Genomic DNA, 16,483 nt, shown 5'->3' on the forward strand with positions numbered 1-16,483 from the left:
CTAGGGGGAGTCGAACGGATGCCTGAGGCGGGTGCCTCTGGGCAGCCCCCGGCGGACGAACCACTCGGTGCCGAAGACGAAGCGGTAGGCGGGACCGGGGATCCTGAGCATGGCGCCCAGTGTGCGGTCGCCGTCACCGCCGGTCGCCTGGCTGGCGTGGGCCGCCATCGACGCGCGCTTCGCCTTCGCGTACCTGCGTACGCTGACCCGGTGGGTGATCGCGTCGCGCGGGGAGTAGGCCCGCTCGAAGCTCCGCACGTCGATCGCCGGGTAGAACCTGGCGGCCAGCCGTACGCCCCTGAGTAGCAGGTCGCGGTCGACCGTCGCCTCCAGCACGATGGGCGTGCCGGCGATCTCGGCGGCCCGGCTGCCGACCCGGTAGACCTGCACGTGGTCGGGGTGGCCGTAGCCCCCCGCCGGGTCGTAGATCGTGAGCAGGTCGGCGGCCTCCTCCTTGAGCACCGAGGCCAGCCGTTGCGCCGCGTCCTCGACGTCGGCGTCGATGAACGCGTTGTCGGGCCGGTCGTCGGCCACGCCGCCGTCGATCGCCAGGCCGGAGTCGCCGTAGCCGAGCAGCACGACCCGGGCGCAGCCGAGGGCCGCGGCCGAGCGGTACAGCTCGTCCATTCTGGTCCTGCCCAGTTCCTCGCCCCTGGGCAGTTCGGCGAGGCCGCGCTCTCCGGCGGTCGCGACGACGAGCACCACCCGGTGTCCCTCGTCGGCCAGCATCGCCATGGTTCCGGCCGTCAGCAGCGCCTCGTCGTCGGGATGGGCGTGGAAGAACACCGCTGTGCTCATCGCGCCCCACGGAACGTTGTCATAGTGTGCTCCACCACGTGTCGTCCTCGTGCCATGATCCCACGTGGTCCGCGTCCCGCGACGCCACCCCTGCCGGGGAGCGGCCGGTTTGATGGGCATCGCGCGCTCTGTCAGGCTGACCCGGTGAGGATTCTCCACGTCAGCGACTGCTACCTGCCGCGGCTCGGAGGCATCGAGGTGCAGGTCGCGGATCTCGTCAGGGCGCAGCGTGAGGCGGGCCACCAGGTGGAGGTGGTGACGGCGACGCCGGGGGAGCCGCTGCCCGGCGTACACCGGGTGGTCGCGAACCTCCCGTTCGACCTGCCGGTGCACCCGCGCGGGACCGCCCACCTGCTCCGGATCATGGCGAGCGGGCGGTACGACGTCGCGCACGTCCACACCGGGGCCGTCTCGCCGTTCGCGTGGATGGGGGTGCGGGCGGCGGTGCGGGCCGGGCTTCCGGTGGTCGCGACCGTGCACAGCATGTGGGACCCGGTCACCCGGGGGATGTACCGGGCGCTGCAGGGCGCCTTCGGCTGGCGGCGCTGGGGGCTGGTCGTCAGCGCGGTCAGCGAGGCCGCCGCCCGGCCCATCCGCGACGTGGCGGGTCCGCGCGTGCCGGTGCAGGTCGTCTCGAACGGGCTCGACGTGACCTCCTGGCGGCCCGGCCCGGCGGACGGGCTGGTCGACGGGCCCGTGGACGGCCCGGTGGACGGCTTGGCGGACGGGGCCGTGCACGTGGTCGCGGTGGGCAGGCTGGCGCCGCGCAAGCAGCCGCTGCGGCTGCTCAAGCTGCTGGAGGCGGCGCGTGCGCGGGTGCCGGGGGACATCGCGATGCGCGCGACGATCGTGGGGGACGGCCCCGCCCGCGGGCGGATGGAGCGTTATCTGCGGGAGCGGCGGATGGGCTGGGTGTCCCTGCCGGGCAGGTACACACGGGAGCAGATCAGGGCGTTGCTGGCCGCGGCCGACGTGTTCGTCGCCCCGGCCCCGCGCGAGTCGTTCGGGCTGGCCGCGCTGGAGGCCCGCGCGGCCGGGGTGCCGGTCGTGGCACGGGCGCAGAGCGGCGTGGCCGACTTCGTCAGTCCCGGCAAGGAGGGCCTGCTGGGCCGTACCTTCGACGACCTGGTGGCCTCGGTCGTCCGGCTGACCCGCGACTCCGCCCTGCGGCAGTCGATCGCCGAGCACAACCGGGAGACCGAGCCGGTCAGGTGTTCCTGGCCCGCGGTGCTGGAGGGCTTCGCCCGCTGCTACGAGCTGGCCAGGGGCTGACCGAAGCCGCGTTCAGAACGGGAGGACCCTTCCCGAGGGGGTGCGCAGGTCGACCGGGGCTGGCGTTCTCGGCGGCCGCGGTCGCTGCACGATCTGCACCTTCTTCATCCGGCCCTCCTTTCGGCGGTGTCCGCTCGGCTGGTGCCGTCATGATTCCCATGATTTGGCCAGGATTACCCTCCGTGCGTCAGTTCTTGTTCTTGTAACATCCGCCGTCCGGTCACCCCGGCGTCTCCCGCCGCCGCGGAGGGCCTGGCGCGGGCCGGGGCCGGGGATGTGAACGCTCACTCACCGGCGGGCGGCTCGTGATCTATCTGATAAGGACGGGGTGCTCGATTTGGCGCCGATTAGCGAGCGCCGTCTCGATGTGCTGTTCCATGGCCCGCGCGCGATCGTGATCACCCTGCCGGGAGCTGGCGGAGGCGAGATCGCGAACCACCCGCAGCACCGCCGCCGCGACTTCCTGCAGATGTGTTTCCCGGTGCCAGTTCCCGCTGAGCGGGTCCAGGCCGAGGACATTCAGCATGGCCCGGGCCGAGCGGCATTCCCGCGCCGCCCTCTCGCGGTCTCCGGCGGCCAGCGCGGCGTTGCCGTCGGCCACCGCCGCGTGGACGGCGGCCAGGGCCTGCGGCACGTTCAGGTCGCTGTCCATCGCCGCGCTGAACTGCGCGGGAAGGGGGGAGGGAAGGGGAGCGGCGGCGTCGGAGCCCACCCGCATCACGAACCTCTCGACGCGCCGGTAGGCCGCGGCCGCCTCGTCCAGGGCGTCGAGGCTGAATTCCACCGGAGACCGGTAATGGGCGGCCGCCAGGTAATAGCGGAGTTCGGCCGGCCGTACGCGGTCGAGCAGGGCCGGGAGGGCCAGCGGGTTGCGCAGGTGTTTACGCACTTTCTCGCCGCCCTGGGTGACCGGTCCGTTATGCAGCCAGAATCGCGCGAACGCGTCTCCGGCGGCCCGTGACTGGGCCATCTCGTTCTCGTGGTGCGGGAATATGAGATTGGCTCCGCCGCCGTGGATGTCGAATTCCGTGCCGAGATATCGGCGGGCCATCGCGGAACATTCCAGATGCCACCCCGGGCGCCCCTCGCCCCAGGGTGAGTGCCACACCGGCTCGCCGGGCTTGGCGCTCTTCCACAACGCGAAATCGCGAGGGTCGCGTTTTCCGCGTTCGTGTTCCTCGGCCGCCCGGAGATGCCGGGCCTGCTGCCGCGAAAGGGACCCGTAGTGTGGATAGGAGTCGACCGAGAAATAGACGTTGCCGTCGGCCTCGTAGGCGTGCCCGGCCGCCACGAGCTCCTCGATCATCTCGACCATCTCGGGGATGTGCCCGGTCGCCCGTGGCTCCACGCTGGGAGGAAGGCAGCCCAGGGCGGCGTAGGCGCGGACGAAGGCGCGGTGCACGGGATCGGTGATCCGCCACCAGGGAATTCCCTCGGAAAGTGACCTGCCGATTATCTTGTCCTCGATGTCGGTGACGTTACGGCAGAGCAGGACCTCGTATCCGCTGCTTTTCAGCCAGCGGTGCAGAATATCGAAGTTCACCTGCGACCTGAGCTGTCCCACATGCGGCGGAACGACGACGGTGGGGCCGCAGAGATAAATCGACACCTTTCCGGGAATTCGGGGGACGAAATCGCGGACGGCGCGGCGATGCGTATCGTAAAGGCGAAGACCCACCTAGCCGAGGGTAAGCGACTTATCCGCTCGCTGTCGATAGTGCGGGCCGACCCGGGTTCGCACACCGGGAAATGTCGATTGTGAGGGCGGGTGAGGGTGGGGGAATAAGGACGTCTCGCCCGCTCGTTGCCGCTGCCATGGAGCCGACGAAACGGGGCCGTGTCCGGGTGGAGCCGACGGCCAAGCGCGTGCGCGTCTATGTCGAGGGGCTGCCGGTGGCCGACACCACTCGCGCCCTGCTGGTCTGGGAGGTTCCCTACTACCCGACGTACTACTTCCCGGTGGAGGACGTCCGCATGGACGCGCTCAAGGCCACCGGCGAGACGCGGCACTCGCCGAGCAGGGGCGACGCGCCGGTCCACGACGTGGCCGGCAGGCCGGGCGCCGCCGTTGTCCACGGCGACGACGCGCCGCTGCCCGAGATCCGCGGGCACGTCCGCTTCGACTGGGACGCGATGGACAACTGGTTCGAGGAGGACGAGGAGGTCTTCGTCCACGCCCGCGACCCCTACACCCGGGTGGACGTCCTGGCCGCTTCGCGCCACGTCCGGGTGGAGGTGGGGGGCGTCACCGTCGCCGACTCGCGCAGTCCCCGCATCCTGTTCGAGACCGGCCTGCCCCCGCGGTACTACCTGCCCAAGACCGACGTGCGGCTGGACCTGCTGCGGCCGTCGGAGACCGTGACGCGCTGCCCGTACAAGGGGCGGGCGGAGTACTGGTCGGTCGGCGAGGACGAGCAGGGCAGGGACCTCGTCTGGTCCTATCCCACCCCGCTCCCGGAGTCCCAGAAGATCGCCGGACTGGTCGCCTTCTACGACGAGAAGGTGGACGTCTACATCGACGGCGTTCTCCAGCCCCGCCCGAAGACCAAGTTCGCCTGACCCGGCACGGCGGGCGGGGTGCTGGTCCGGCCGGACGGGACCGTCGCGCGGGCGGGGGACCGCTGCGCCGGGGGCCGGCCCGGCCGGCGCGCCGTCCCACTGGTTCGTCCCCGCGGTGCCGTCCGGCCGGCGTCGGGTCAGCGTCGGGTCAGCGTCGGGTCAGCGGCGGATGACGTGCAGGACGCTGGCGATGCGCTCGGCGGCGGTGACGACGTCCGAGGCGTGGCCGATGCGGCCCGCCCAGGACAGCCAGTACCACCACTCGCCGTCGCTGGCGTTGGACGCCAGCACGTCCTCGGCCATCGTGGGCTCCATGGGGTTGATGACACGCAGACGCGGGTAGAGGCCTGCCGGCGCAGTCAGGCGTACCTGGAACGAGTGAGCCTCGAGCTGGGCCGCGAGCCGCTCCAGATGGTCCATCGCCGCACTTCGGTCTACCGTCGTCATCGTCGCCTCCGGGGAACGTCAGGACCTATCACCGGAAAGGGTGAACCCGCTACGACACACCGGCAATCGTCCGGATCCCGCGAAACCGCGCAATAACCAGGGAACTCACCTCGATTCCGTGGAACGCACACGGGTTCCCGGCCACGAACGCATAACAGTCGCGGGGGGTTGGGTGCCTGCTCCTTTACGTTGGGGAAACAACCGTAAACGGGGACTCTGCACAAACGGAGGGCGTGTCCATGGCCCGCGGAGAGCACTCACCCGCTTGCGCGCGACGCTGGCGCGAACAGGCGCAGATACGGCAGTGGACGCTGTGGCAGACCGTCCAGGCGATCCACGGGTGCTGCGGCGTGAGCCTGCTGAAGGCCCACCGGCTCGGGCGCGGCTGGTCGGCCCGGCAGGCCATCGAGGAGCTGGAGCACCTGTGTGACCAGCAGGACCTCGGGCACCCGCACGCGAGCATCGACCTGCTGAACGCCTGGGAGAACAACCGGGCCCGCCCCCGCCCGCAGACGATCGACCTGCTGGCCCGTTTGTACCGTGCCAACGCCGTGCGGCTCGGCCTCGCCGCCGACTACTGCGAGGACACGGGCGGGCAGCGGATCGTCGTCGTGGGGCCCGGACAGACCGGCGAGCAGGCCCGCACCGAGGACCTCACCGCCGACGACGCCGAGCGCCGGGCGCTGTTCCACCAGGCGATGCTGCTGGGCACGCCGAACGGCCGGTTCTTCGCCGAGGTCGAGGGCATCCGTCACGAGCTCGACCGCACCCTCGCCCTGGGCACGGTGAACGAGGACCAGCTCGACCGGCTGGACGAGCAGGTCCTGCGTTACCGCCGTGAGTACATGACGACCCCGCCGATGCCCATGCTCTGCCGCGTCATGCTGGAGATCTCCGACGTGCGCCGGCTGAGCGCCGCCCGCCAGCCGTCCTCGGTTCAGCGCCGCCTGCTCACCGCGACCACGATGCTCACCCTGCTCGCCGCCGACGCGCTGATGAAGCTGGGCGACACGCGCCAGGCCCACGCGTGGTACGGCACCGCCCGCGCCGCCTCCGACGACGTGGGCGACCTGCGGCTGCGCGCGCTGGTCCGCGCCCAGCAGACGATGCTCCTCTACTACTACGGCGACCTGAACGAGACCGTCCGGCTGGCCCGCGAGGCGCGGATGCTGGCCGGCTCGGCGCCCAGCTCCCCGGCGGCGCTGGCGGCGGCGGCCGAGGCCCGCGCGCTGGCCAGGATGGGAGACGGCAAAGCGGCCAGGATCGCGCTCGCCGAGGCCGAGCAGATCTTCGCCCGGATGCGCGGCATGAGCCAGGACGACCTGGCCTTCGTCTTCACCGAGAAGCGGATGACGTTCTACCGCACCGGGACCCTGATCGAGCTGGGGGACGCCCAGAAGATCCAGGGGATGGACACGTTCCCGCCGGGCTTCCAGACGATCGACCCGGCGCTGATCCTGCTCGACCAGGCGAGCCACCTCGCGAGGACCGGCGACCACGAGGAGGCCTGCCGGATCGCGGCCGAGGCGCTGCGGCAGGTGCCGGCCGAGCACCGCACCTCGATCGTGGTGACGCGGGCCAGGGCTCTGCTCGCGGACGCCGATCCCGCTCTGCCCGCCGTGCGTCGCCTGCGGCAGGTGCTGGCCGAGTCGTCGCCCGCGCTCGTGCTGAGCGGGCTGTTCCCGTCCGCAGAGAACGCCTGACGCCGTCGTGAGGACCTCCGGCATGAGGATCATGGAACGCCCGTCGCTGGCCGAGGAGGCGTTCGAGGTCCTGCGCGAGGTCTGCGCGCGGATCGGCGTGGACGCGCGCGGCGCGCAACTCATGCGGCTGCGCAGCAACGCCGTCTTCAAGCTGCGCGCGAACGCCGCCGGTGGCGGCGCGGCGGCCGGGGAGATGGTGGTGCGGATCGCGACGGCGCCGGACGCGCTGACCCGCCTGCCGGTGGTCCTGGCGGTCGCCCGCTGGCTCGCCGACCGGGGCTTCCCGACCGTGCGGCCGGTCGACGAGATTCCCGGCCAGCCCATCGTCCACGAGGGCCGCGCGGTGACCTTCTGGCGGTACGTCCCCTCCTGGGGCCGTCCGACCACCCGGCAACTCGGCCGGGTGCTGCGCAGCCTCCACCGTGAGCCGGTGCCGCCGATGGGGCTGCGGGCGCTCACCGACCCGCTCGCCGAGGTGCGGCACGCCGTGGAGCAGCGGGCCGAGGTGCTCACCCCCGGGCAGCGCTCCTGGCTGAGAGACCGCATCGAGGAGCTCACCGGGCGCTGGCGCGACCTGGACACCGGCGCGCCGGTGCTGCTGCACGGCGACGCGTGGATCGACAACCTGCTGCGCCGCCAGGACGGGCACGTCGTGCTGTGCGACTGGGACGGCGTGGCCGTCGGGCCGCGCGAGTGGGACCTGGTGCACACCTATCACGGGCAGCGCCGCTTCGGGCTGTCGACGGACGACGTGGACGGCTTCGCCCACGCGTACGGCTCCGACCTTCGGCAGTGGCCGGGCTACGGCACGCTCATGGAGGTGCGGGACATGTACGCCGTGGGCATCCACATCCGCAACGCCGCCGGAGACCCGTTCTCCCGCCAGGAGCTGCCCCGCCGGCTCGACTCGCTCACGCGCGGTGACGGCCACGCCCGCTGGTACATGGCGGCACCGGCATAGCCTCAGGTAATCGCGGGTACTGTCCGTACAGGCTGTGAGTGTCGCAGTGGACGATTTCCAAAAACGTGGTCTGTGAAAAGCGCACCCGGGTTGTTCCCGGCGGCGGGCGTGCGTGCCATTCCAGCGTCCCACGCGGATGGGCGACGATTCCGCTACGCAGCCTCATGCTCCCGACCTGGGAACATGGTGCGGCTTCCAAGAAGGAGAAGCAGTTGTCTGAAGGCACTGTCAAGTGGTTCAACTCGGAAAAGGGCTTCGGTTTCATCGCTCCGGACGACGGCACCGCTGACGTGTTCGTTCATTATTCGGCGATAACGTCGAACGGTTATCGTACGCTGGACCAGAACCAGCGGGTCAGTTACGTGACCGTTCAGGGCACCAAGGGACCGCAGGCCGAACAGGTCACGCCGCTGTAGATCGTGACCCTCGGTGACGGTGCGGCCGTGAGCGGCCGCACGAGCGGTACCGCGTCGGCCCGCGCCGTTCCGGCGGCGCGGGCCCGATGTTTTGCCGTTCCTTTGCCGGGAAGCGGGAACGGTCATGAGACTCAGCATGACCTCCGACCTCTGGTGGAAGAACGCGGTCGTGTACTGCCTCGACATCGAGACCTTCGCCGACGGCAACGGCGACGGGATCGGCGACTTCCGGGGCGCGATCCAGCGCATCGACCACCTGGACAGGATGGGTGTCACGTGCATCTGGCTGATGCCGTTCTTCCCGACCCCTGACAAGGACGACGGGTACGACATCACCGACTTCTACAACGTCGACCCGCGCCTGGGGACGCTCGGCGACTTCGTCGAGTTCATGCGGGTGGCCAGGGACCGCGGCATCAGGGTCATCGCCGACCTCGTGGTCAACCACACCTCCGACCAGCATCCCTGGTTCAAGGAGGCGCGTTCCAGCCGGGACTCCCGCTACCGTGACTGGTACATCTGGTCGGACAAGCCGGAGCCGGACGACCCCCAGGGCGTCGTGTTCCCCGACAAGGAGGACAGCCTCTGGGAGTACGACGAGAAGACCGAGCAGTACTACTACCACCGGTTCTACCGGTTCCAGCCCGACCTGAACACGGCCAACCCCGAGGTGCAGGACGAGATCTCCCGCATCCTCGGCTTCTGGATGGAGCTCGGCCTGTCGGGGTTCCGGGTGGACGCCGTGCCGTTCCTCATCGAGCAGGTCACCGACAGCGGTGACGACCTGCCCGACCCGCACGAGTTCTTCGCCTGCCTGCGGGCGTTCCTCAGCCGCCGCGACGGCAGCGCGATCCTGCTCGGCGAGGTCAACCTGCCGTACCCGGACCTCGTGAAGTACTTCGGCAACGACCTCGGCGACGAGCTCACCATGTGCTTCGACTTCATCAGCATGCAGCGGACGTACCTGTCGCTGGCGCGCGAGGACGCCCGGCCGCTCGCCGCCGCGCTGCGGGAGCGGCCCAACCCGCCCAGGGACAGCCAGTGGGCGACGTTCATGCGCAACCACGACGAGCTCACGCTCGACAAGCTCAGCGACTCCGAACGCGAGGAGGTCTTCGCGGCGTTCGGCCCGGACAAGGACATGCAGGTGTTCGGGCGTGGCCTGCGGCGCCGCCTGCCGACGATGCTCGGCGGCGACCTGGAGCGGATCAAGATGGTCTACAGCCTGCTGTTCTCCCTGCCGGGCACACCCGTGCTCTTCTACGGCGAGGAGATCGGCATGGGGGAGAACCTGGAGATCGAGGGCCGTCTCGCCGTACGGACGCCCATGCAGTGGACCCCGCACCGCAACGGCGGCTTCAGCGACGCCGATCCCTCCAAGGTGAGCATCCCCATGCCGAAGGGCGACTTCGGCCCGGAGAAGGTGAACGTCAGCGCCCAGGAACGCGACCCCGACTCGCTCCTGGCGTGGATCACCCGCCTGATCCGGCACTACCGCGACTGCCCCGAGTTCGCCTGGGGGAAGTACACCGTGCTCGACACGGGCGTGGACGCGGTGTTCGCGCACCGCGCGGACTGCGACGGCGAGACGGTCGTCGCCGTGCACAACCTCGGCGACGCCGAGACCGAGGTGGAGCTCACGCTGGAGGGGTTCGACTCGTCGAAGGTGCTGACCGACCTGCTCGTGGACGGCCGGATCGAGATCGACGACTCGGGCAGGGCCGGTTTCCCCATGGGCCGGTACGGCTGCCGCTGGTTCCGGGCCTCCGCCCCCGAGACCGCCCCCGCCGACTCCGCAGACCCTTCCTAGGGGACGCCTCAGGGGCGGCTCCGGTGGATCTCCGATGGGCCGCCGCCATCCCCATGGCCACAGTGAGGAGCCATGGGGATGGTCTTGGGATACACGCTGGTCGCCGCCGGCGCCGCCGTGATGTTCGTGCTTCATCTGACGGCGGGGCTCGACCCGCTGACGGACATGATCAGTGAGTACGCCTTCGCGCCGCACGGCCTGCTGCTGCCCGTCTCGCTGACGCTGCTCGCGGCCGGCTCCGCCGTGCTCGCCGTACGGCTGGCGCGGCTGGACCGGCGCCCGGCCCTGCTGGTCGGCGTGTGGAGCGGCTGCCTGCTGCTGGTCGCCGGGTTCCCGACCGACCGGCCGGGGCTGTCCCTGTCGGTGTCCGGGGGCATCCACCGCTACGCGGCGTTCGCCGCGTTCGTCAGTCTTCCGCTGGCCGGGCTGCTCGTCGCCAGGGCCACCCGGTCGCGGCCGGTCCGGCTGCTGTGCGCGGTCGCGCTCGGGTCGCTCGTCCTGGTGGTCGTGCCGTACGCCCTCCGCGCGCTGGGCCTCGACCCCGGCATGGTGCCCGCCGGTCTCACGCAGCGCCTGACCGTCGTCTCGGAGGTGGCGGCGCTGCTGGTGATGGCGGCCTCAGCCGCCGCAGCTCAGGTACGCGAAGGCGCCGGAGCGGACCTTGTAGGAGTCCCGCACCCGGGTCCGGCCCGTCTCGGTGTCGACCTTCAGGACGGTCACCACGTCGCGGGATCCCCGCGACCGCACCAGGTGCAGGGTCACCTCGTGCCCGCCGGTCCAGTCGATCATGTCGAGCGCGGCGTCCTTCGGCAGGGAGAAGCGGACCGAGCCCGTCGCCTGGTCGGTCGCGACGTCGTAGAAGCGCAGCCTCGCCTTCTCGCCGAGGCCGGTGACGTAGGCGACCGTGCGGTCGTCGGCGGACAGTCCCCATGGGCCGTTGTTGGCCACGATCTGGGGCGGGACGGCGGCGGCCAGTTCGGCGCCCGTGTCGTCGTGGACGGCCAGCCCGATGGTGTTCTCGTCGCCGGCCCGCTGCAGGAGGACGGCCGAGCCGTCCCCGCTGAAGCCCGCGAACCCGTCCGTCTCCGGGGTGGTGCCGGTCGCGCTCGCCCGCGCCACGTCGAACAGGCGGACCCGGGTGTGGCCGTCCCCCGTGGTGTAGCCGAGGGCGAGGCGGTCGCCGTCCTGGGAGAGCTTCAGCCAGGCCGCGTTCATGCCGACGCCGCGCGGCAGCGGATTCCTCGGCATCACGCGGACGCCACCCTGAACCCCGCCGTGGAACTCGCGTACGACGAGCCGGTGGTCGGACTTGCGGAAGTAGGCCACCGACTCGCCGTCGCCGCTGACGGTGAGCGGGGCGCTGTTGGTCCTGTCGGGCCTGCCCTTGGCGGTCAGCGGCCACAGCATGGCGTCCTTGAGCGCGACCCGCCTGCCGTCGAGCAGGTCCAGCCGCCAGGTGTGGCAGGGCGTCGCGGTGCCGTCCTTGCCCGGGCAGGAGTCCACCGACGCGTAGCGGATCGTGTGGTGGATCGTGCCGTGGGAGGCCCGCGCCTGCGCGGCGGCGGCGGTGGCGGGTGCTGCCGCCGGGATGGCCAGCGCCGGGAGGGCCAGCATGGTCAGGGCGAGGCCGGTCAGTCCCCGTGTGATCGGCCGGGTGGGGTGCCGCATGATCATCTCCTTTCCGGGATGTCATGCATTGGACCCGTCCGGGACCCGGCCGGTTCTGTCACGTGTTGATATCGGCCTGCCGGTGGTCGAGGGTCTCCAGCGCGTCCTCGACGGCACGGTGGAAGGTCGGATAGGCGTACATCATGTGCCGCAGGCGTGCGGTGGGGATCTCGTTCTGCACCGCCACCACGAGCGCGCCGAGAACCTCGCCGCCCGCCGGACCGCTGCTGGTGGCGCCGACGAGCACCCCGCGCCGCGCGTCCTCGACCAGCTTGACCAGGCCCTCGTGCCCCGGCCCGTGGATCCAGCCCCGCGCCGAGTCGCCGAGGGCGGCGAACCCCACCCGCACCTCGACGCCGGCCTCCCGGGCCTCCCGCTCGGTCATGCCGACCGCGCCGACCTCCGGGTCGGTGAACGTGACGCGCGGCACCGCGCGGTAGTCGGCGGCGGGCCCGCCCTCGCCGAGGATGTCGCGGGCGGCGATCCTGCCCTGGTAGACGGCGACGTGCGTGTAGGCGCCGCGGCCGGTCACGTCGCCCACCGCCCAGACGCCGTCGCCGGCCCGCATCCGGTCGTCCACCTCGACGAACCGTGCCTTCTCGTCCAGGCCGGCGTTCCCGGCGCCGATCGCCGCCAGGTCGACGCTGCGCCCGGTCGCCACCAGCAGGTGTGCGGCGCGCAGGATCCGGCCGTCGCCGAGCGTCAGCGCGAAGCCGTCGCCGTCGTGCCGCACCCGTTCGACGGCGACGCCGGTGTGCGTCTCGACGCGTTCCCCGGCGAACACGCGGGCCAGCAGCGCGCCCGCCTCCGGCTCCTCGCGGGGCAGCAGGCGGCCGGCGCCCTCCACGATCGTGACCCGGGCGCCGAACCGGGCGAAGACCTGGGCGAGCTCGCAGCCGATCGCTCCGCCGCCGAGCACGATCAGCGACTCGGGCACCCGCCGCGCCACGACGGCGTCCCGGTTGGTCCAGTACGGCGTGCCCTCCAGGCCGTCGATCGGCGGAACGGCGGGAGTGGTGCCGGTGGCGACGACGATCCCCCGCCGGGCACGCAGCCTGCGGCCGTCCACGGTCACCTCGCGCGGGCCGGTGATGCGGCCGCGGCCGCGGACGACCTCGACTCCGGCGCTCTCGAAGTGCTCGGCCCTGTCGGCGTCGCTCCAGTCGTCGGTGCCCTCCCCGGTGATCCGGTCGATCACCGGGGTCCACGCCGGGGTCACCCGGACCGACCCGGCCACACCGGGCACGCGGCGGGCCTCGGCCAGCAGGTCGGCCGCGCGCACCATCATCTTCGAGGGGACGCAGCCCCAGTAGGCGCACTCGCCCCCGATCAGGCCGGCTTCCACGGCGGCCACGCCGAGCCCCGCCTCCGCCAGCCGTCCCGCGACGCCCTCGCCGCCGGGTCCCATGCCGAGCACCACAACGTCGTAGGCCCCGTCTCCAGTCATGCCCGTCCACTGCCCGCAGACGGCCCCTGTGCACGTACGGGAACACCGGGAAAAACGTGAGGAGGGGGCGGGCCGTGACCGGCCCGCCCCCTCCTCACGCGGTCGTCGGGTCGTTCGTCAGATGAGGCCCAGCGCCTTGACGGCGTCGCGCTCCTCCACCAGCTCGCCGACCGAGGCGTCGATCCGCTCGCGGGAGAACGCGTCGATCTCCAGACCCTGGACGATCTCCCAGCGGCCGTTCCTGGACACGACGGGGAAGGACGAGATGAGGCCCTCCGGCACGCCGTACGAGCCGTCGGACGGCACCGCGGCGGAGGTCCAGTCGCCCTCGGGCGTGCCGTTCACCCAGTCGTGCACGTGGTCGATCGCCGCGTTGGCCGCCGACGCGGCCGACGACGCGCCGCGCGCCTCGATGATCGCCGCGCCGCGCTTGGCGACGGTCGGGATGAAGGTGTCGCGCAGCCACTCCTCCTCGACGAGCTCGGCCGCGACCTTGCCGCCGACCTCGGTGTGGAAGAGGTCCGGGTATTGCGTCGCGGAGTGGTTGCCCCAGATCGTCATCTTGCTGATCTCGGTCACCGGGACGCTCAGCTTGCCGGCGAGCTGCGACAGCGCGCGGTTGTGGTCGAGGCGGGTCATCGCGGTGAACCGCTCGGCCGGCACGTCGGGAGCGGCGGACCGCGCGATGAGCGCGTTGGTGTTGGCCGGGTTGCCCACGACGAGCACGCGGATGTCGTCGGCGGCGTTGTCGTTGATGGCCCTGCCCTGCGGGCCGAAGATCCCGCCGTTGGCCTCGAGCAGGTCGCCGCGCTCCATGCCCTTCGTACGGGGGCGGGCGCCGACGAGCAGCGCGACGTTGGCGCCGTCGAAGGCCCGGGCCGGGTCGTCGGAGATCTCGATGCCGCGCAGCAGCGGGAACGCGCAGTCGTCGAGTTCCATCGCCGTGCCCTCGGCCGCCTTCACGGCCTGCGGGATCTCCAGGAGGCTGAGCTTCACCGGGGTGTCGGCCCCGAGAAGCTGGCCCGAGGCGACGCGGAACAGCAGCGCGTAACCGATCTGGCCGGCCGCGCCGGTGACGGTCACTTTGACGGTCATGACGATCCCCATTCGCGATATGTGTGACTCACGGATGCTACCCGCCGGATCCCGTCCCCTCGTGACCAGGTCAGGTTCGTGTCCGGCGCCGTCCGTGCCGGGCGTTCCGCCGGGGCCGCCCGGCGGAACGCGCGGAGGAGGCGGGTTGACGCGCAGTAGGCCCCTGGCCACGTGTTTCGCGGATGAATGGGTGAAACTTTCACGTAACACGCAGGCGTCTTCGGGCGTAACGTCACCATGGATGCCCTGTTCGGGCGGCGGGTACACGCCGGGTGGGCTTTCCGTGGCGATGTGGGTCTTGACGGGTCTCTGTACGGCGCCGGGGGTGGTGCCTATGGTTCGTGGGAGCGCTCCCAAGCGCAGAAACCACCGCCAGGAGGACCTTCCCAATGAGATCCACCCCCCGACCGGGAGCCGTGAGCTCCACGGTGCGCCGCGGCCTGGTCGCGGCGGCCGTGCTCGCGATCGGCTCCACGGCGGCCGTGGCCACCGCCACTTCGGCGAGTGCCGCGGTCTCCTGCAAAGTCACCTACTCCGCCAGTCAGTGGCAGGGCGGCATGTCCGCCAACCTGACCATCCAGAACCTGGGCGACGCGCTCAGCAACTGGACGCTCACGTTCACCTTCCCGAACAGCGGCCAGAAGGTCGCCCAGGGCTGGTCGGCCAACTGGAGCCAGTCGGGCAGCAACGTGAGCGCGACCGCGCTCGACTGGAACAAGTCGCTGGCGACCGGCGCGTCGACGAGCCTCGGCTTCAACGGCACCTGGACCGGCAGCAACCCGTCGCCGACCGACTTCAAGATCAACGGTGTGTCCTGCAACGGCACCCCGCAGTCGCCGTCGCAGTCGCCGTCCCAGTCGCCGTCGCGGTCTCCTTCGCAGTCGCCGTCTCAGTCTCCTTCGCAGTCCCCCTCGCAGTCGCCGTCTCAGTCTCCTTCGCAGTCGCCGTCGCAGTCCCCGTCCCAGTCGCCGTCGTACTCGCCGCCGCCGCCCGGGACCCACGTGGACAACCCGTACTCCGGCGCCACGGGTTACGTGAACCCGGACTGGTCGAGGAGCGCGTCGAACGAGCCGGGCGGCTCGAAGATCGCCAACACCTCCACGGCGGTCTGGCTGGACCGCATCGCCGCGATCAGCTCCGGCTCCGCGGGCCAGAACAGCTTGGGTCTGCGTGACCACCTGGACGAGGCGGTCAGGCAGGACGCGGCCAACGGCAGCGCGCCTCTCACGATCCAGGTCGTCATCTACGACCTGCCGAACCGTGACTGCTCGGCGCTCGCCTCCAACGGTGAGCTGAAGATCGCGAACAACGGCCTCGCGCGGTACAAGTCCGAGTACATCGACGTGATCGCCGGGATCATGGCTGACTCGAAGTACTCCAACCTCCGCATCGTGACGATCATCGAGCCCGACTCGCTGCCGAACCTGATCACCAACGTCAGCAACTTCCAGGCGTGCCAGGAGGCCCAGTCCTCGGGCGCCTACGTCCAGGGTGTGCAGTACGCGCTGAACAAGCTGCACGCGATCCGGAACGTCTACACCTACATCGACGCGGCGCACCACGCCTGGCTCGGCTGGGACACCAACTTCGGCCCGGTGGTGAACCTCTTCCACCAGGTCGCGTCCGGGACCACCGCGGGCGTGAACAGCGTCGACGGCTTCATCACGAACACCGCCAACTTCGCCGCGCTGTCCGAGCCGTACTTCACCATCAACACCTCGGTGAACGGCCAGTCGGTGCGTCAGTCCAAGTGGGTCGACTGGAACTACTACGTGGACGAGCAGACCTTCGCGGTCGGCCTGCGCAACGCCCTGGTGGCGAAGGGCTTCCCGAACACGCTGGGCATGCTGATCGACACCTCCCGCAACGGCTGGGGCGGCTCGGCCCGTCCGACCAAGGCGAGCACGTCCACCAACGTGGACACCTTCGTCAACGAGTCCCGCGTCGACCGCCGGATCCACGCCGGCAACTGGTGCAACCAGTCCGGTGCCGGCATGGGCGAGCGGCCGAGGGCGAACCCCGCCACCGGTCTCGACGCCTACGTCTGGATCAAGCCTCCGGGTGAGTCCGACGGCGCCAGCGCGCAGATCCCGAACGACGAGGGCAAGGGCGCCGACCCGATGTGCGACCCGACCTACCACGGCAACAGCCTGAACGGCAACAACCTGACGGGCGCGCTCGCCAACGCGCCGCTGTCGGGCCACTGGTTCTCCGCCCAGTTCCAGCAGCTCCTGGCGAACGCCTACCCGCCCATCTCGTAACCCGAGGAACCGCGTAGGCGCACAAGAAGGCGGGCCCCGTCGCGAT

At 71.0% G+C, this 16,483-nt stretch carries 13 protein-coding genes and 1 pseudogene; 8 read left to right on the forward strand and 6 right to left on the reverse strand.

The window, feature by feature from the left end; translation table 11 throughout:
- Nucleotides 1-798 carry a PIG-L deacetylase family protein gene (locus HHX40_RS17945; protein WP_182873864.1) on the reverse strand — a complete coding sequence of 266 codons (798 nt, stop codon included), beginning with the start codon at nt 796-798 and terminating at the stop codon, nt 1-3.
- A 144-nt stretch (nt 799-942) separates the two neighbouring features.
- Between HHX40_RS17945 and HHX40_RS17950 the strand changes: the two genes are divergently transcribed.
- Nucleotides 943-2,070, forward strand: coding sequence for a glycosyltransferase family 4 protein (locus HHX40_RS17950; protein WP_182881478.1), 1,128 nt, complete (start codon nt 943-945; stop codon nt 2,068-2,070).
- Between the two features lie 310 nt (nt 2,071-2,380).
- Here the strand turns inward: HHX40_RS17950 and cysS are convergent, their stop codons facing one another.
- Nucleotides 2,381-3,748, reverse strand: coding sequence for a cysteine--tRNA ligase (gene cysS / locus HHX40_RS17955; protein WP_182881479.1), 1,368 nt, complete (start codon nt 3,746-3,748; stop codon nt 2,381-2,383).
- A 188-nt stretch (nt 3,749-3,936) separates the two neighbouring features.
- Between cysS and HHX40_RS17960 the strand changes: the two genes are divergently transcribed.
- Nucleotides 3,937-4,629 (forward strand): DUF427 domain-containing protein, encoded by a 693-nt coding sequence (locus tag HHX40_RS17960; protein ID WP_310738167.1) that lies wholly within the window; start codon nt 3,937-3,939, stop codon nt 4,627-4,629.
- Between the two features lie 159 nt (nt 4,630-4,788).
- Here the strand turns inward: HHX40_RS17960 and HHX40_RS17965 are convergent, their stop codons facing one another.
- A complete protein-coding gene (locus HHX40_RS17965) occupies nt 4,789-5,076 on the reverse strand; it encodes a hypothetical protein (protein WP_117408619.1) in 288 nt (95 codons plus the stop codon).
- A 239-nt stretch (nt 5,077-5,315) separates the two neighbouring features.
- On the opposite strand from HHX40_RS17965, the gene HHX40_RS17970 reads away from it, so the two are divergent.
- The 5 genes and pseudogenes from HHX40_RS17970 to HHX40_RS38235 all read left to right on the forward strand — a co-directional run.
- Nucleotides 5,316-6,779: an XRE family transcriptional regulator gene (locus tag HHX40_RS17970; RefSeq protein ID WP_117408620.1), complete on the forward strand. Its 1,464-nt coding sequence runs from the start codon at nt 5,316-5,318 to the stop codon at nt 6,777-6,779.
- Between the two features lie 22 nt (nt 6,780-6,801).
- A complete protein-coding gene (locus tag HHX40_RS17975) occupies nt 6,802-7,740 on the forward strand; it encodes a phosphotransferase enzyme family protein (RefSeq protein ID WP_244302188.1) in 939 nt (312 codons plus the stop codon).
- A 212-nt stretch (nt 7,741-7,952) separates the two neighbouring features.
- Nucleotides 7,953-8,156 carry a cold-shock protein gene (locus tag HHX40_RS17980; RefSeq protein WP_117408627.1) on the forward strand — a complete coding sequence of 68 codons (204 nt, stop codon included), beginning with the start codon at nt 7,953-7,955 and terminating at the stop codon, nt 8,154-8,156.
- Between the two features lie 124 nt (nt 8,157-8,280).
- Nucleotides 8,281-9,966: an alpha-amylase family protein gene (locus tag HHX40_RS17985; protein ID WP_182881481.1), complete on the forward strand. Its 1,686-nt coding sequence runs from the start codon at nt 8,281-8,283 to the stop codon at nt 9,964-9,966.
- A 165-nt stretch (nt 9,967-10,131) separates the two neighbouring features.
- Nucleotides 10,132-10,524: pseudogene (locus HHX40_RS38235) on the forward strand (DUF998 domain-containing protein); the annotation flags it as partial.
- A gap of 60 nt (nt 10,525-10,584) precedes the next feature.
- Here HHX40_RS38235 and HHX40_RS36795 read toward each other — a convergent pair.
- From HHX40_RS36795 to HHX40_RS18005, 3 genes are all read right to left on the reverse strand, one after another.
- Nucleotides 10,585-11,634 carry a hypothetical protein gene (locus HHX40_RS36795; protein ID WP_182881482.1) on the reverse strand — a complete coding sequence of 350 codons (1,050 nt, stop codon included), beginning with the start codon at nt 11,632-11,634 and terminating at the stop codon, nt 10,585-10,587.
- Nucleotides 11,635-11,692: 58 nt separating this feature from the next.
- Entirely contained in the window at nt 11,693-13,081 is a 1,389-nt protein-coding gene (locus tag HHX40_RS18000) for a dihydrolipoyl dehydrogenase family protein (protein ID WP_182881483.1), read from the reverse strand.
- Between the two features lie 117 nt (nt 13,082-13,198).
- A complete protein-coding gene (locus HHX40_RS18005) occupies nt 13,199-14,176 on the reverse strand; it encodes a malate dehydrogenase (protein ID WP_117408628.1) in 978 nt (325 codons plus the stop codon).
- A gap of 416 nt (nt 14,177-14,592) precedes the next feature.
- Between HHX40_RS18005 and HHX40_RS18010 the strand changes: the two genes are divergently transcribed.
- Nucleotides 14,593-16,437: a glycoside hydrolase family 6 protein gene (locus HHX40_RS18010; protein ID WP_310738168.1), complete on the forward strand. Its 1,845-nt coding sequence runs from the start codon at nt 14,593-14,595 to the stop codon at nt 16,435-16,437.
- The last annotated feature ends 46 nt before the right edge of the window (nt 16,438-16,483 follow it).

This window comes from Microbispora sp. H10949 (genome assembly GCF_014161435.1).
GTDB lineage: Bacteria > Actinomycetota > Actinomycetes > Streptosporangiales > Streptosporangiaceae > Microbispora > Microbispora triticiradicis.

What these genes read in the sequence shown, in the direction of transcription:
- HHX40_RS17945 (WP_182873864.1), bottom strand. Translation starts at nt 798, where the DNA reads ATGAGCACAGCGGTGTTCTTCCACGCCCATCCCGACGACGAGGCGCTG.
- HHX40_RS17965 (WP_117408619.1), bottom strand. Translation starts at nt 5,076, where the DNA reads ATGACGACGGTAGACCGAAGTGCGGCGATGGACCATCTGGAGCGGCTC.
- HHX40_RS17970 (WP_117408620.1), top strand. Translation starts at nt 5,316, where the DNA reads ATGGCCCGCGGAGAGCACTCACCCGCTTGCGCGCGACGCTGGCGCGAA.
- HHX40_RS17975 (WP_244302188.1), top strand. Translation starts at nt 6,802, where the DNA reads ATGAGGATCATGGAACGCCCGTCGCTGGCCGAGGAGGCGTTCGAGGTC.
- HHX40_RS17985 (WP_182881481.1), top strand. Translation starts at nt 8,281, where the DNA reads ATGAGACTCAGCATGACCTCCGACCTCTGGTGGAAGAACGCGGTCGTG.
- HHX40_RS36795 (WP_182881482.1), bottom strand. Translation starts at nt 11,634, where the DNA reads ATGCGGCACCCCACCCGGCCGATCACACGGGGACTGACCGGCCTCGCC.
- HHX40_RS18000 (WP_182881483.1), bottom strand. Translation starts at nt 13,081, where the DNA reads ATGACTGGAGACGGGGCCTACGACGTTGTGGTGCTCGGCATGGGACCC.
- HHX40_RS18005 (WP_117408628.1), bottom strand. Translation starts at nt 14,176, where the DNA reads ATGACCGTCAAAGTGACCGTCACCGGCGCGGCCGGCCAGATCGGTTAC.